This window comes from Gemmatirosa kalamazoonensis (assembly GCF_000522985.1).
In the GTDB taxonomy this organism is placed as follows: Bacteria; Gemmatimonadota; Gemmatimonadetes; order Gemmatimonadales; family Gemmatimonadaceae; genus Gemmatirosa; species Gemmatirosa kalamazoonensis.
Genome location: NZ_CP007128.1, coordinates 359,910 through 375,460, shown reverse-complemented (window position 1 = coordinate 375,460; position 15,551 = coordinate 359,910). Strand labels below are relative to the sequence as shown.

Below are 15,551 nucleotides of genomic sequence, written 5' to 3'. Positions count from 1 at the left end.
GTCCTACCCGGGCGGTGCCGGTCGTGGCTATCGTTCGGCCGATGCGTCGCCTCCGGCTTCTCCGCGGCCTCTCCGCCGTCCTCGCGCTGCTGCACCTGCTGGTGCCGCCGCTCGTGGGCATCGCGGACGCGCGCCTGGAGGCGGAGGCCGCGCGCTCGGGTCGGGCCATCGTCCACGTCGAGTCACACGGCTCGCCGACGTGTCCGCGCGTCCACCCGACGGACTGCGCGCTGTGCCAGGTGGTGGCGCTGCTCGCCACGCCGTCGCGCGCCGCGTGCGCGCTGCCGACGGCCACGATCGCCCTGGCCGCGCCCGTCGCGACGGCCCTCGGCCGCCCGACCGTCGGGCGCCACACCCTCGCCCTTCCGCGCGGGCCTCCGACCGCCTGACCGCCCACGACCGCCCGTCCGGGCGGCCGTCCCCGCGCGCTGCCCATGCCCGTGTTTCCCCGGGCGTCGGCGCCGTGCGCGCGCATCCACGGTCAGGAGACCCCATCATGTCGAGCTTTCCCGCACGACGCGCCGCCGGCGCGCTGTGCCTCGTCGGCACGTCCGTCGTCGCGCCGGTCGCCGGCGCCACGACGCATCATCCCGCATCCGCCGTCACGTCGCCCGTCGCCGCGCCGCCCGTATCCGGGGTGGTGCAGGACGAGGTCGGCCGCCCCCTCGCGAACGTCGACGTCGTCGTGAGCGAGGCCGGCCGCGCGACGACCACCGCGGCCGACGGCACGTTCACCCTGCGCGGCCTCGGCGCCGGCACCTACCACCTCAACTTCCTGCTGCTCGGGTACGCGCCGGGGCACGTCGCGGTCACCGTGCCGGAGAGCGGCGCACCGGTGCGCGTGACGGTCACGCTGAAGGCGACCACGGTGCGGCTGCAGACCGCTGTCGTCACGGCGACGCCCACGGGCACCGATCCGATGGCCATCACCCAGTCGACGGCCGAGCTCTCGGGCAAGGCGCTGAGCCGCGAGCTCGGGGCGAGCGTCGCGCAGACGCTGTCGAACGAGCCCGGGCTCGCGATGCGCTACAACGGGCCGGCGGCGAACGTGCCGGTCATCCGGGGGCTCACCGGCGAGCGCATCCTGGTGCTGCAGGACGGCCAGCGCGCGGCCGATCTCTCGTCCGCGTCGAGCGACCACGCGCTGTCGATCGACCCGCTGAACGCGCAGCGCATCGAGGTCGTGCGCGGCCCCGCGTCGCTGCTGTACGGCAACAACGCGCTCGGCGGCGTGGTGAACGTCATCTCGAACGACATCCCGACCGAGGTGCCTGGCCACCTCGCGGGCGACTTCGGCACGCAGGCGGAGTCGGTGAACCCGGGTGGCGCGGTCTCGGCGGGGCTCACCGCGCCGGTCACGCGCCGCGTCGCCGTGTCGGCGCGGCTCAACGCGCGCTCGCTCGACGACGTGCGCGCGGGCGGCGACGTGCGGCAGCTCGGCACGTTCTCGCGCAACCAGGGCGCGGTGCTCGGCCTCGGCTACGTCGGCGTCGACGCGACGGGCGGGCTGGCGTATCGCGGGCAGCGCTTCGACTACGGGCTGCCGACGGCGGCGGGCGACCCGGAGGAAGGCGGCCACATCCGCGGCCAGCGCAGCGAGGGGGTCGGGCGGTTCGATCTCAACGTGAACCGCGCCGGCGTCGAGACCGTGCGCCTCGACGGCACGGCCCAGTGGTACCGGCACGACGAGGTCGAGAACACCGGCGCGGTGGGGACGAGCTTCGACCTCGCGACGCAGACGATGAACGCCACCGCCCGCACGCTGTGGGCGCCGGGGTTCAAGGGGGCGCTCGGCCTGTCGGGGCTGTTCAAGCAGTACGCGTCGACCGGCGAGGAGGCGCTGACGCCGGCGGCGAACAGCACCAGCGGCGGTCTGTTCGTCTATCAGGAGATCCCGTTAGGCACCGTGGTCACGGACACGACGGCCGAGTCGCGGCGCGCGCACCTGCAGCTCGGCGGCCGCTACGACGTCTACCGCATCCGGTCGATCGCCGGGGACGCGAAGTTCGGCCCCGGGCGCACGACGACGTTCACGAACGTCTCCGGCTCGCTCGGCGCGAGCGCGCCGCTGGGCAGGTACGTGACGCTGAGCGGCAGCGCGTCCCGCGCGTTCCGCGCGCCGACGGTGGAGGAACTGTACTCGAACGCGTTCCACGCCGCCGTCGGCACGTACGACGTCGGCAGCCCGAGCCTGCGGGCGGAGGTGAACACGGGCGTGGACGGCATCGTGCGCGCACGCAGTGGCCGCACCTCGGTGCAGGTCTCGGCGTACGCGAACCGGATCGCGAACTTCATCGCGCCGAACCTCGTGCGCGACACGACGCTCGCCGACGAGGGCACGGTGCCGCTCAACGTGTACGCCCAGCGCGACGCGGCGATGCACGGGGTGGAGGGACAGCTCGAGGCGGAAGTCGTCAGGCACCTGGTGGTGGGCGCGGTCGGCGACGTGGTGCGGGGGCGGTTCACCTCGGGGGGCGCGCTGCCGTTCCTGCCGTCGGGGCGCCTCGGCGGCTCGCTGCGGTGGGACACCGGGCGTTTCTTCCTCGGCGGCGACGTGCGCCACGGCTTCGCCCAGTCGCAGGTGTCGCAGCCGGGATGCGCGCCGGCGGACCGGGCGCGGCTCGGCCCCGGCGGCGCGTTGCCCAGCGATCCGACGAGCGACACGCCGTGCGTGGACGTGCCGACGCCGGCGTACACGCTGCTCAACCTGAACGCGGGCGCGACGTGGCTCGTGCGCGGGCTGAGTCACTCGGTGACGCTGCGCGTCGACAACGCCGGCGACACGCGCTACTTCGACGCGTCGAGCCGGATCAAGAGCTTCACGGCGAACCCGGGGCGGAACGTGAGTCTCGTGTACAAGCTGCTGTACTGACTCGGGACTCGGGACTCGGGACTCGGGACTCGGGACTCGGGACTCGGGACTCGGGACTCGGGTGACGGGGCGGTTCGCGTCAGAGTCTCGTCAATGCGTCACCGCTCCCTTGCACCTCGCGGTGCGGCGGCGCAGATGACGACGGAGGCCGCCGAGTCCCGAGTCCCGAGTCCCGAGTCCCGAGTCCCGAATCCCGCCCCTCGGAATGAAGACCGCCGCGCTGCGCGCGCCCCAGCTCATGCTGCTGCTCCTCGCCACCCTCGCCGTCGCGGCGCTCGCCGCGATCGAGGCCGAGGGGGACGTCGGCGCGCACCGGGCGACGGCGGAGCGGGCGATGCGCGACTACCTCGCCGTCGCCGGCCGCGACGCAGTGGACGCGGTAGCCGACGCGGCGACGGCGGAGGCGACGGTCGCGCTCGCGCCGGCGGCGGGCCCGCGCGCGAGCTCGCCGTACGACCTGCTGCCGCCGCCCGAGGTGCTCGCGCGCCCGACGGCGACGCCGCTCGCCTGTCCGACGGACGGCGCGACGGCGTTCGCGCGGCTCGACCTGCGCGACGGCACGCTCGCCGCCACCGGCGCTCCGGGTCGCGACTCGACGCTCGCGCGGTGGCTGCACGACACGCTCACTGCCGTGGTGACGAACGGCGAGGCGCGCGCGGCGACGCCCGGCGGGATGCCGGTGGGCATCGTGTTCGGCCGCGGGCCCGGCCCGGGCGCGGGGCGCGCCGTGGTGTATGGCGTCAAGCGCGCGCCGTTCGACGCGCCGATCGCGGTCTACGGTGTGGTGACGTGCGCCGCGGCGCTCGGCCCCGCGCTCGTGGCGCGCGCGGCGAGCGCGAACGCCGCGCTCGCGCCGACGCTCGCCGACTCGCTGCTCGTGCTCACGGCGGGCGACGACGGCGTGGGGCACGAGGACGCCGCGGCGCCGGTGGCGCGCGCGCGCGTCGGCGGGCTGGAGGTGCGCGCGTGGGCGGGGCCGGGCGCGCAGCGCCGGCTCGTGGTGCGGCGTGGGAGCGGGCCGCGGCTCGCGCTGCTCGGCGTGCTCGCCGCCGTCACCGCGTCCCTCGCGTTCCTCGCGCTCGCGCAGCTCGGGCGCGAGCAGGACCTCGTGCGGCTGCGCGCCGACTTCACGTCGAGCGTGTCGCACGAGCTGCGCACGCCGCTCGCGCAGATCCTGCTCTACGGCGAGACGCTCGCGTTAGGCCGCGCGCGGAGCGACGGCGAGCGGCGCGCCGCCGCGGAGACGATCGTGCGCGAGGCGCGCCGGCTGATGCAGATGGTGGAGAACGTGCTGCACGTGGCGCGCGCCGAGCGACGGGCGAACGGCGTGTCGCCGAACACGCTCGCGCTCGCGCCGCTCGTCGGCGAGGTGGCGGCGGGGTTCGCGCCGCTCGCCGCGGCCGCGAGCGCGACGGTGCTCGTGGCGCTGCCCGGCGCGCTCTCGGTGCGGGCCGAGGCGGGTGCGCTGCGGCAGGTGCTGCTCAACCTGCTCGACAACGCCGTGCGCTACGGCCCGCCCGGCCAGGTCGTGCGCGTCGGCGGGGCGTACGCCGCGCGCGGCGCGGTGCGGCTGTGGGTCGACGATCAGGGCCCGGGCGTGCCGCCGCGCGACCGCGAGCGAATCTTCGCGCCGTTCGTGCGTCTCGCGCGCGACCGCGTGGCGCGCGACCACGGCGAGGCGTCGCGTCCGGGGAGCGGGCTGGGGCTCGCGGTGGTGCGCGACCTCGTGGCGCTGCACGGCGGGCGCGTGTGGGTGGAGGACGCGCCGGGGGGCGGGGCGCGGTTCGTCGTCGAGCTGCCTAACGGCGACGTGCCCGACGGCGAGGTGCCCGACGGCGAGGTGCCTAACGGCGACCTGGCGCGGGGGCGCGCGTGAGCGAGGCGGCGGCGCGCGCGGCGCGCATCCTGGTGGTGGAGGACAACGAGGCGCTCGCGGCGGGGCTGCGCAACAACCTCGAGTTCGAGGGCTACGAGGCGTACGTCGCGGGCGACGCGGCGGCGGGGCTGGCGGCGGCGCGGCGGCACACGCCGGACCTCATCATCCTCGACCTCATGCTCCCCGACGCGGACGGCTTCCGCGTGCTGCGCGCGCTGCGCTCCGCGGGGGACGCGACCCCGGTGCTGGTCCTCACGGCGCTGGGCGATGAGGCGGACAAGGTGCGCGGGCTGCGCGTCGGCGCGGACGACTACGTCACGAAGCCGTTCGGGCTCATGGAGCTGCTCGCGCGCGTCGAGGCTCTGCTGCGGCGCACCGCGCGCGCGACGGGCGCGACGACGGTGCGCTTCGGCGACGTCGCGGTGTGCCTCGCGACGCACGACGTGACGCGCGCGGGGCGGCCGGTGCCGCTGCGGCCGAAGGAGTACGAGCTGCTCGTCGCGCTGCTGCGCCGCGAGGGCGCGGTGGCGGCGCGGCACGAGCTGCTGCGCGAGGTGTGGGGCTACGACCCGAGCGTCAACAGCCGCACGGTCGACACGCACGTGCTGGAGCTGCGGCGCAAGCTGGAGGCGGACCCGTCGAACCCGCGGCACCTGCTGACGGTGCGGAAGGCGGGGTACCGGTTGGCGTGACGACTGGAACGGCGGCGCTGATACCTCGGCGCTGAAACGGCGGCGCTGGAACAGCGGCTCTGAAAGCGCGCGGTTCCAGCGCCGCCGTTTCAGCGCCGCCTCGACAGCGCCGAGGTATCAGCGCCGCCGTTCCGATCAGCCCCGCCGCCGCACCCGCACGCCCCCGTTCGTCGTCCGCACCCGCACCGGCGGCCCACCCGCGCCGAGCCGCGTCGTGATCGTCCGGCCGAGCCGACCGCTCACCGTGACCGGGAAGTCCAGGTCCATGCGGCCGTTCACCGTCCCGGTCTCGAGGTCCGCGTTGTAGCGCTCCGGCACCTCCAGCGTGACGCCGCCGTTCTGGGTGCGCACCTCGAGCCCCGCGCCGCGCCACCGGTCGCCGTCGAGCGCGACCTGCACGCCGCCGTTCTCCGTCGCGCCGTGCACGTCGCCCGAGAGGCCCGTGAGCCGCACACCGCCATTGACCGCATCGAAGCGGATGCTCCCCTCGACGTCGGCGATGCGGATGCCGCCGTTGTTCGTCACGAGGTCGAGGTCCGTGCGCCGCGGCACGTACACGGTGTAGCTCACCCACCAGCCCTCGCGCGACCGCGTGCTCGGCCCCGTCGCGCGCACGTCGGGCGACGTCTCGATCTTCACCTGCTCCACGAGATCGCCGGCGTCGGCCTCGCTCCGCGCCTGGGCCTCGATGCGGGCCACGATCTTGATCTCGCTGCGGTCCCAGCCGACCACCGACACGCCGCCGTTCTCCCGGCCGTCGACGCGCAGCCGGCTGCGGGCGGGGATCGTCAGCTCCTTCACGTCGCACGCGTGCGCGCGGTCGTCGCCCCACCGCTGATTCTCGCAGCGCACGAGCCAGTCGGCGATGGACTCGTCGCGCTGGGCGGCGGCGGGGGACGCCGCGGCGGCGGCGACGAGAGCGACGAGAGCGGCGAGAGCGAGGCGGCGGATCGACACGAGCAGTGTCCTCTGGTGATGGGGCCGACGGTCAGACAGCGGCCGCGCGCCAAGGGTTTGCTTCGCGCGGAGCGGCGGACCTGAGCTCCACGTACGTGTTTTCGTTGGACTGAAGAAGGACTGAAGAGGGACTGTTGTTGGTCCTTCTTCAGTCCTCCTTCAGTCCTTCTTCAGTCCTACAGAAACTCGTACGTGGAGTCCGGATAGGCGCGACTAGATCTCGTTGCGCCGCGCGGCCCGGATCATCCCGTCGGCCGCGCGGAACGCGAGCGCCATGATCGTCATCGTCGGCTGCCCGCGCCCGCTCGTCACGAACGACGAGCCGTCGACGATGAACAGGTTCGGCACGTCGTGCGCGCGGTGCCACGCGTTCACCACCGAGTGGCCCGGATCGTTTCCCATGCGGCAGGTGCCGAGCAGGTGGGGGTTCGCGTAGTCGGGGAAGTCGGCGATCGGGAACGACCACCGCCGCTGCGCGCCGGCCGCGTCGAGCAGATCCACGGCGCGATCCCGGAACCAGTGATACAGCTTGAGGTCCTCGGCGTGCTCGCGGAACGTCACGCGGATCGCCGGCTGCCCCCACGCGTCCTTCGCCGTCGGGTCGAGCGTGATGTCGTTCGTCGGCACGGGGAGCGACGTCGTGTGCCCGAACGCGTACACGGTGCGCGGAAACTCGCGCAGCCGCCGCTTGAAGTCGGCGCCCCACGTCGGTGCCTCGGGATCGAGGCTGCCTAACGCGTACATCACCGGCGGCGTGTCGAAGCGGAAGTCGAAGCCGCCGCCCCCGTGCAGGCCGAGCTTCGGATCCAGCTCGTAGGTGTCGTGGACGACGCGCGTCACGGCGACGCCGCGGTAGCCGTTCACCGGATGCTCGAACACGCCGACGCCGATGCCGGCGCCGTTGAACATGAGGTTCCGCCCGACCATCCCGCTGGAGTTCGCGAGCCCGTGCGGGAACAGCGTCGACGCCGACATGAGCAGCAGCCGCGGCGTCTCGCCGCCGTTCGCGCACAGCACCACCGCTTTCGCCCGCTGCACGCGCTCGCGCTTCTCGCGGTCGAAGTACACGACGCCCGTCACGCGGCCGCGCGCGTCGTGCTCCACGCGATGCGCGTAGCTGTTCGGCCGAATCTCGCACGTGCCGGTGCGCTCGGCCTCGCGGATCATCGTCGCCAGCGTGCTCGACTTCGCGCCGAACTCGCAGCCGAAGAACTCGCAGAAGCCGCAGTGCTGACACGCGCTGCGCCCGCGATACGGCACCGACGCGATGGCCAGCGGCGCCGGGAACGCGTGCCATCCCACCTTGCGCGCCGCGCGCTCGAGCAGCACGCCGGGCGACTGGTTCGGCAGCGGCGGCATCGGATACGGGCGGCTGCGCGGCGGGTCGAACGGGCTCGCGCCGGCCTGGCCCGAGACGCCGACCTCCCACTCGACCTTCGTGTAGTACGGCTCGAGGTCGGCGTAGCGGATCGGCCAGTCGTCGAAGCTCGTGCCGGCGATGGGGCCCTTCTGCGACCGCTCCACGAAATCGATCTCGTGAAAGCGCCAGAAGTTCGCCGTGAAGTGCAGCGTCCCGCCGCCGACCGCGCGGCCGTAGACGAGCAGCTTGCGCGGCGTCGCCGTGTCGGCGGCGGTGCGGCGGCCGGTCTGCGGCGAGCGCGCGACGTCGTTCGTCAGCGCATTGCCCTGCATGACCGTGAGCTCGTCGTGCGTGAAGTCGGCCTCGGTGAGATATGGCCCCTGCTCGAGCACGACGACGCGCAGCCCGGCGCGCGAGAGCTCGCGCGCCACCACGCCGCCCGCCGCGCCCGAGCCGACGACCACGAAGTCGACCGCGTCGGCGTCGGCGTACCGGGGGCCGCGGGGTCGGGACGCACGCTCAGTCGGCATCGGTGGTCCTCCCGTCGTACCAGCCGAACGGCGCCATCCAGTGGAAGCGGTTCTCGAAGCCGATGAGCCGCCAGCCCACGCGGCCGCGGTTGCCGCCGTGCTTCGGGTCCGCGAGCAGACCGGCGACGACGGCAGCGCGCGCGGCGCCGAAGAACTCCGACTTCGCCTCCTCCATCGCGCTCAGCACCGCGAGCTGTCCGGCGGCCGGCAGCGCGGCGAACGAGCGCCCGCCGCGCGCCGCGGCCGCATCGCGCAGCTCGCCCAGCCCCTTCGTGAACAGCGGGCGCTGCTCCTTCGCGAACGTCGCGAGCCCGCGGTCGATGAAGAACACCGAGCCCGCCTCGCGCGCGCCGAGTCCGTCGGGCTCCGAGGGGACGATCTGCGCCGCGAACGCGTCGAGGTCCGCGGCCTGGCTCGCGGTGAGCGTCGCGAGCCGCTCGCCGCGATAGGTCTCGGTGTCCGTTGCGTTAGGCTCGGCCGCAGCGGGCGGGGCGTCGAGCGCGGTGAGCCACAGCGCCGCGGCACCGCCGGCGACCGCGCCGAGGAAGCGGCGTCGGGTGAGCTCGTCTGGGGACATGGCGGGGCGGGGAGGAGGGGAGCGGCGCGCTACGCTACGTCCGCCCGGACGTCGGCGCAACGACGCCATCCACACGCGCGTGTGACAGGTAGCAGTCGCCTCCGGCACGGCTCCCGCGACAGATTTCACCGCATGTACATCTCCGATTTCGCCATCCGACGGCCGATCATCACGGTCGTCGTGATGCTCGCGCTCGTCGTGTTCGGCCTGGCCGCGCTGCGCCGGCTGCAGACGGACGAGTTTCCCGACATCGACGCGCCGATCGTCTTCGTCGGCATCGCGTACCCGGGCGCCTCCCCCGAGCAGGTGGAGCGCGAGGTCGTCGACCGACTCGAGGACCGCATCGCCGGCATCAGCGGTCTCGACGAGCTGCGCTCGACGTCGACCGACGGGTTCGCGCAGATCATCATCATCTTCAAGTTCGACAAGCCGACCGACGAGGCGACGCAGGACGTGCGCGACGCGATCTCCGCCGTGCGCGCGCAGCTCCCGCAGGAGATCATCGAGCCGATCGTCCAGCGCTTCGACCCGTCGCAGCAGCCGATCGTGTCGCTCGCGCTGACGTCGACGACGCTCACGCCGCCGCAGCTCACCGAGATCGCCGACAAGACGATCGGCGGCGAGCTGCGCGCGGTCCCCGGCGTCGCGCAGGTGAACATCGCCGGCGCCGACTCCGCGACGCTGAACGTGATCCTCGATCCGAACCGGCTCTCGGCCACCGGCGTCGGCGTCGACCAGGTGGTGAACGCGCTCCGGTCGCAGAACCTCGCCGCGCCGGTGGGCTCGGTGACGGGGCCGATCACCGAGCGGTCGATCCGCCTCGAGGGACGGCTGGAGCGGCCGGAGGACTTCGCGCGCCTCACCGTCGCGCAGCGGGGCGGCGTCGCGATCCCGTTAGGCCAGGTCGCGACGGTCGAGGCGGGAGCCGCGGAGCGGCGCTCGGCGGCGCTCTACAACGGCCGTGAGGCGATCGGCATCGACATCGTGAAGTCGAAGGGCTACAGCACGACGCAGGTGGCCGACGGCGTGAAACAGCGACTCCCGGCGCTGCGGAAGGCGCTGCCGGCGGGAACGACGATCGAGATCGTGCGCGACGCCGGCGAGCGCGTCGACCGCTCGGTGGAGGACGTGGAGAAGACGCTGTTCGAGGGCGCGCTGCTCACCGTGCTCGTCGTGTTCCTGTTCCTGAACTCGTGGCGCTCGACGGTGATCACGGGGCTCGCGCTGCCGGTGAGCGTGCTCGCGTCGTTCGTGCCGCTCTGGCTGCTCGGCTTCACGCTGAACTCGATGTCGCTGTTGGGCCTCTCGCTCGCCATCGGCATCCTGATCGACGACGCGATCGTGGTGCGCGAGAACATCGTCCGGCACGTGGAGATGGGGAAAGACCATCTCACCGCGTCGCACGAGGGCACCGACGAGATCGGGCTCGCCGTCGCGGCGACGACGTTCTCGATCGTGGCGGTGTTCGTGCCGGTCGGCTTCATGAGCGGCTTCGCGGGGCAGTGGTTCAAGCCGTTCGCGCTCACCATCGCGTTCGCCGTGCTCGTGTCGCTGTTCGTGTCGTTCTCGCTCGACCCGATGCTCTCGGCGTACTGGGCCGACCCGCAGATCGAGGCGCACGAGCGGCGCAACCCGATCGCGCGCGCGCTCGACCGGTTCAACCGCTGGTTCGACCGGCAGGCGAACCGCTACCGGTCGGGCGTCGCGTGGGCGCTCGACCACCGGTGGACGATGATGGCGCTCGCCGCGCTCACGTTCTTCGGCGCGCTGTTCATCCAAGTGCGCTTCGGTGGCTTCGGCTTCACGCCGGACAGCGACCGCAGCGAGCTCACGGTCACGGTGGAGGCGCCGCCGGGGTCGAGCCTCGAGTACACGCGCGTGCAGACCGAGCAGATCGCGGCGCGGATCCGCACGCACAAGGAGGTCGCGTACACGTACGCCACCGTGGGCAGCGCGAGCGGGTCCGGCGCCGTGGACGTGGGGTCGATCTACGTGCGGCTCGTGCCGAAGGCGCAGCGCGACCTGAAGCAGTCGGCGTTCGGCCGCGTGCTGCGGCAGGAGCTGCGGCGGTTCGCGAGCGCGAACGCGTACCTCCTCGAGGCGGGCGGTCCGGGCGGCGGACAGAAGCCGTTCCAGCTCCAGCTCCAGGGTCCCGACGCGCGCACGCTGACCACGCTCGCCGACTCGATCGCGCGGAAGGTGCGCAGCGTGCCGGGCGCCGTCGACGTCGGCCTGTCGACGAAGGGACAGAAGCCCGAGCTGCGCGTGACGATCAACCGCGGACTCGCCGGCACGCTCGGCGTGAGCGTCGGGCAGATCGCGCAGGCGCTGCGCCCCGCGTTCGCCGGCGTCGACGCCGGGAACTGGGTGGACCCGAGCGGCGAGACGCGCTACGTCCGCGTCAGGCTCCCGGCGGGCTCGCGCGAGAACGCGGCCGACCTCGCGCGGATCCCGCTCGCGCTGCCCGGCGCCGGCGGCCCCGGCGGGGCGCCCGCCGTCGTTCCGTTAGGCCAGGTGGCGGACATCGCGCCGAGCGCGGGGCCGGCGCAGATCGACCACTACCAGCGGCAGCGCGTCGTCGTCATCGGCGCGAACATCGAGCGGCCGCTCGGCGCGGTGACGCAGGGCGTGCAGCGCGCGCTGCGCGACGTGCACCTGCCGGCGGGCTACCAGATCGTGCCCGGCGGCCAGGTGAAGAGCCAGGGCGAGATCTTCTCGAGCTTCGGCATCGCGATGCTGATCGCCGTGATGCTGATGTACCTGATCCTCGTCATCCAGTTCGGCAGCTTCCTGGATCCGCTCGCGATCCTCATGTCGCTGCCGCTGTCGCTCATCGGCGTCGTGCTCGCGCTGCTCGTGACGCGCGACACGCTGAACATCATGAGTCTCATCGGCATCATCCTGCTCATGGGCATCGTGGCGAAGAACGCGATCCTGCTCATCGATTTCGCGAAGTGGACGCGCGAGCAGAGCGCGGTGCCGCTGCGCGACGCGCTGATCGAGGCGGGCGCGATCCGGCTGCGGCCGATCCTCATGACGACGCTCGCGCTGATCGCCGGCATGATCCCGGTCGCGCTCGGCCTCGGCGAGGGCGCGGACTTCCGCGCGCCGTTAGGCCGCGCGGTGATCGGCGGCGTGATCACGTCGACGCTGCTGACGCTGTTCGTGATCCCGACGGTGTACGAGATCTTCGACGGCTGGCGCTCCTACCTCGGCGCCAAACTGCGGCGTCGAGCACCGGCACCGCACGGGGTGGCGACTCCGGCCGCGGAGCCGGCTGGAGACTGATGCAGCGGCGCTGATACGGCGGCGCTGATGCCTCGGCGCTGATACGGCGGCGCTGATACCGCGCGTGTTCAGCGCCGGGTTATCAGCGCCGGGGTTCCAGCGCCGCCGTTCCAGCGCCGCCGCATCAGGTCTTGCCCTCAAACTCAGAGGGGTGCATATTCGCCCTCAAATTCTGAGGGGACTCCCAATGCCGCCCGTGCCGGACCTCGATCTCCTGAAGGGCACGCTCGACGTGCTCGTGCTGAAGACCCTCTCGTGGGGCCCGCGCCACGGCTACGCCGTCTCGCGCTGGATCGCCGAGACCACCGACGACGCGCTGAGCGTCGACGAGGGAGCGCTGTACACCGCGCTCCACCGGCTCGAGCAGCGCGGGCTCGTGGAGAGCGAGTGGGGGCTCTCCGAGAACAACCGCCGCGCGAAGTACTACCAGCTCACGACCGCCGGCCGCAGCGCGCTGCGCGCGCAGACGCAGCGGTGGACGCGCTATGCCGAAGCCGTGTTCAAGGTGCTGCAGACCGCCTGAGACCAGAGAATGAGCGGCGTCGACGGCGCTTCGCCCGCCGCGCTCGAACCGCGCGGTACGGCGCCGTTCAGCGGTGTGAGACGCCGTTTGCGCTTCACAGCGCACCATCGTCAGCGCCGTATCGCCCGCGCCGTCCCGGCGCCCGCACCCCACGAGCCTCATGCCTAACATCCCAGGGTTGCGCCGCGTCTTCCGCCTCGCCACGCGCCGCGCGTCGATCGACGAGGACATCGACGCCGAGCTCGCGTTCCACTTCGAGCGCGCCGTCGCCGATCGCGTGGCCCGCGGCGTCGCGCCCGCCGCCGCGCGGGCCGAGGCGGAGCGGCGCTTCGGCGACCTGCAGGCGACACGGCGCCGGCTCCACGACATCGACGCGCGCCGCGACCGCGGACGCCGTCTCGTCGAGCGCGCGCAGGATCTCGGACACGACGTGCGGCTCGCCGCGCGCACGCTCCGCCGCGCTCCCGGCCTGACGGCGGCGATCGTGCTCACCCTGGCGCTCGGCGTGGGCGCGAACGCGATGATGTTCGGCGTGATCGACCGGCTGCTCCTGCGGCCGCCGGCCCACCTGCGCGACGTCGAGCGCACCGGGCGCGTGTTCGTCACCCGTCCGGGCGCGGAGCCGACCGCGGACGTGAGCTATCCCGCGTTCCGCGACCTGCGCGAGGCCACCGCGGGCGCGCTCGACGTCGCCGCGGTCACGACGTACACGGCGCCCGTGGGCGAGGGGGAGGGGGCGCGGCTGGCCCAGATCGGGCTCGCGAGCGCGAGCTTCTGGGGACTGTTCGACATGCGCCCCACGCCCGGGCGTCCGTTCGTCGACGCCGAGGACCGACTGCCTAACGGTACGCGCGTCGCCGTCCTCGGCCACGACTACTGGCGTGAGCTCGGCGCCGACTCCGCGGTGATCGGCCGGCAGCTCTACGTCGGCGACCACCGCTTCACCGTCGTCGGCGTCGCCGCGCCGGGGTTCACGGGCCTCGGCCTGCGACCGGTCGACGTGTGGGTGCCGCTCACCGCGGGGGCCGCCGACGCGCTCGGGCCGACGTTCGCGACGGCCTACGACCGCGACTGGTTCACCGCCGTCGCCCGCCGCCGCCCCGGCGTGAGCGCGGTGGTGGCCGACGCGCGGCTCACCGCCGCCCTGCGCGCGAGCGCGGCACGCCACGACACCACCGGCACCGCGTCGACCGTGCGCGCGGCGCTGTACCCGGTCGCCGGCGAGCGCGGGCCGCGCGCGAGCGACAGCGTGCGCGTGACGCTGTGGGCGACGGGCGTGGCGGTGATCGTGCTGATCGTCGCGTGCGCGAACGTCGTGAACCTGCTGCTCGTGCGCGCGCTGCAGCGCGAGCGGGAGACGGCGGTGCGCCTCGCGCTCGGCGTGAGCGGCGGGCGGCTCGTGAAGCAGCTCGTCGTGGAGGCGTCGCTGCTCGCGGCGCTCGGTGCCGCCGCGGCGCTGGCGCTCGCGTGGGTGGGCCGCCTGCTCGTCGCGCGCGCGCTCGTGCCGAGCACCGGATTCGGCGGCGTCCGTCCGACGGGCAGCGTGTGGCAGGGCGCGCCGGTCGATGCGCGCACGCTCGCCGTCACGGGCGCGATCGCGCTGGGGAGCACGCTCGTCGCGTCGCTCGCGCCGGCGCTGCACGCCCTGCGTCCCACGCTCGTGCGGCGGCTGCGCGGTGGTGCGCGCGAGGGAGGCACCGGCGCGCGCCACGGCCGGCTGCGCGGCGCGCTCGTGGTGGCGCAGGCGGCGCTGTCGGTGCTGCTGCTCGTCGGCGCGGGGCTGTTCGTGCGCTCGCTGCAGAAGGCCCGCGCGGTGCGACTCGGCGTCGATCCGCCGCACGTGCTGTACGCGTGGGTGGAGCTGCGCGACGTGCCGCTCGACTCGGCGGCGCGCGCGGCGCTGTACGAGCGGCTCGCCGAGCGGGCCCGGACGCTGCCGGCGGTGGAGGAGGTTGGGACCGCGCTCGCGTTCCACCTGGGCCGGCGGGCGCGCGACGTGCGCCTCGCGAACGGCGATCGCGTGGAGCTCGGCGACCACGGCGTGCGCGACAACGTCGTCGGCGGCGACTACTTCCGCGCCGTCGGCACGCGCCTCGTGCGCGGCCGCGCGTTCGATCGGCACGCCGTGGCGCGCGACGCGGCGACGATCGTGGTGAGCGAGCGGCTCGCGCGCGCCGTGTGGCCGACGGCGAGCCCGTTAGGCCGCTGCCTCGTCGTCGGCCCCGACCCGACCTGCCGTGAGGTGATCGGCGTCGTGGAGGACGTGCGCGCGGCCGACCCGCGCGATCCGCTCGAGCCGTCGGTCTATCGTCCCGCCGCGCCGACGGAGGGGAGCGGGATCGGCGCGATCGTGGTGCGCACGCGTGGCCCGGCACGGGCGGAGGCGCAGACGCTGCGCCGCGCGCTCGTCCCGCTGCTGCCATCGCCGGCATACCTCGCGGTGAGCTCGCTCGACGAGGACACGGCGTCGGCGCTGCGCCCGTGGGAGACCGGAGCGACGCTGTTCGGCGCGTTCGGGGTGCTGGGCCTGCTCGTCGCGTCGCTCGGGCTGTACGGCGCGCTCGCCCACGACGTCGCGCAGCGCCGGCACGACTACGGGATCCGTCTCGCGTTAGGCGCGCTGCGCGGTGACGTCCTGCGGCTCGTGCTGCGCCGCGGGCTCGGCGTCGCGCTCGGCGGGCTGACGCTCGGTCTCGGTCTCGCGCTCGTCGCGGGGCGCGCCGTCGCGAACCTGCTGTTCGGCGTCACGCCGCACGATCCGCTCACGTTGCTCGGCGTCGTGGGGGTGCTCGGCGCCGTCGCGCTGCTGGCGAGTCTCGTTCCCGGCTGGCGGGCGGCGCGGGTCGATCCCAACACCGCCTTGAGGGCCGAATGAA

General features: G+C 74.0%; 10 protein-coding genes. 7 read left to right on the top strand and 3 right to left on the bottom strand.

Going from position 1 to position 15,551, the window contains the following annotated elements; genetic code table 11:
- The first annotated feature begins 41 nt into the window (after positions 1-41).
- The 4 genes from J421_RS32530 (at position 42) to J421_RS01710 (ending at position 5,440) form a co-directional block, all read left to right on the top strand.
- Positions 42-389, top strand: a complete 348-nt coding sequence (locus J421_RS32530) for a hypothetical protein (protein WP_025409436.1) — start codon at positions 42-44, stop codon at positions 387-389.
- Between the two features lie 107 nt (positions 390-496).
- Positions 497-2,872 (top strand): TonB-dependent receptor, encoded by a 2,376-nt coding sequence (locus tag J421_RS01725; protein ID WP_025409435.1) that lies wholly within the window; start codon positions 497-499, stop codon positions 2,870-2,872.
- A 205-nt stretch (positions 2,873-3,077) separates the two neighbouring features.
- A complete protein-coding gene (locus J421_RS01715) occupies positions 3,078-4,748 on the top strand; it encodes a sensor histidine kinase (protein WP_025409434.1) in 1,671 nt (556 codons plus the stop codon).
- Complete coding sequence (locus J421_RS01710) at positions 4,745-5,440, top strand: response regulator transcription factor (RefSeq protein ID WP_025409433.1); 696 nt, start codon at positions 4,745-4,747, stop codon at positions 5,438-5,440. Before J421_RS01715 ends, J421_RS01710 begins: the two co-directional genes overlap by 4 nt.
- Positions 5,441-5,575: 135 nt before the next feature.
- On the opposite strand, the gene J421_RS01705 is transcribed toward J421_RS01710, so the two are convergent.
- From J421_RS01705 to J421_RS01695, 3 genes are all read right to left on the bottom strand, one after another.
- The gene (locus J421_RS01705) at positions 5,576-6,397 is read right to left on the bottom strand and encodes a DUF4097 family beta strand repeat-containing protein (protein WP_025409432.1); all 822 of its coding nucleotides are present in this window, start codon (positions 6,395-6,397) and stop codon (positions 5,576-5,578) included.
- 213 nt (positions 6,398-6,610) lie between these two features.
- Positions 6,611-8,287 carry a GMC family oxidoreductase gene (locus J421_RS01700; protein ID WP_025409431.1) on the bottom strand — a complete coding sequence of 559 codons (1,677 nt, stop codon included), beginning with the start codon at positions 8,285-8,287 and terminating at the stop codon, positions 6,611-6,613.
- Positions 8,277-8,864: a gluconate 2-dehydrogenase subunit 3 family protein gene (locus tag J421_RS01695; protein ID WP_025409430.1), complete on the bottom strand. Its 588-nt coding sequence runs from the start codon at positions 8,862-8,864 to the stop codon at positions 8,277-8,279. Before J421_RS01695 ends, J421_RS01700 begins: the two co-directional genes overlap by 11 nt.
- A 132-nt stretch (positions 8,865-8,996) precedes the next feature.
- On the opposite strand from J421_RS01695, the gene J421_RS01690 reads away from it, so the two are divergent.
- The 3 genes from J421_RS01690 (at position 8,997) to J421_RS01680 (ending at position 15,550) form a co-directional block, all read left to right on the top strand.
- A complete protein-coding gene (locus J421_RS01690; protein WP_025409429.1) occupies positions 8,997-12,152 on the top strand; it encodes an efflux RND transporter permease subunit in 3,156 nt (1,051 codons plus the stop codon).
- A gap of 187 nt (positions 12,153-12,339) precedes the next feature.
- Positions 12,340-12,675 (top strand): PadR family transcriptional regulator, encoded by a 336-nt coding sequence (locus J421_RS01685; protein WP_025409428.1) that lies wholly within the window; start codon positions 12,340-12,342, stop codon positions 12,673-12,675.
- Positions 12,676-12,835: 160 nt separating this feature from the next.
- Positions 12,836-15,550 (top strand): ADOP family duplicated permease, encoded by a 2,715-nt coding sequence (locus J421_RS01680; RefSeq protein ID WP_148306101.1) that lies wholly within the window; start codon positions 12,836-12,838, stop codon positions 15,548-15,550.
- Position 15,551 lies beyond the last annotated feature (1 nt).

Bases quoted from the DNA above. Each gene is read 5' to 3' on its own strand.
- J421_RS01680 (WP_148306101.1), top strand. From the start codon at position 12,836: ATGCCTAACATCCCAGGGTTGCGCCGCGTCTTCCGCCTCGCCACGCGC.
- J421_RS01700 (WP_025409431.1), bottom strand. From the start codon at position 8,287: ATGCCGACTGAGCGTGCGTCCCGACCCCGCGGCCCCCGGTACGCCGAC.
- J421_RS01685 (WP_025409428.1), top strand. From the start codon at position 12,340: ATGCCGCCCGTGCCGGACCTCGATCTCCTGAAGGGCACGCTCGACGTG.
- J421_RS01690 (WP_025409429.1), top strand. From the start codon at position 8,997: ATGTACATCTCCGATTTCGCCATCCGACGGCCGATCATCACGGTCGTC.
- J421_RS01695 (WP_025409430.1), bottom strand. From the start codon at position 8,864: ATGTCCCCAGACGAGCTCACCCGACGCCGCTTCCTCGGCGCGGTCGCC.
- J421_RS01725 (WP_025409435.1), top strand. From the start codon at position 497: ATGTCGAGCTTTCCCGCACGACGCGCCGCCGGCGCGCTGTGCCTCGTC.
- J421_RS32530 (WP_025409436.1), top strand. From the start codon at position 42: ATGCGTCGCCTCCGGCTTCTCCGCGGCCTCTCCGCCGTCCTCGCGCTG.
- J421_RS01715 (WP_025409434.1), top strand. From the start codon at position 3,078: ATGAAGACCGCCGCGCTGCGCGCGCCCCAGCTCATGCTGCTGCTCCTC.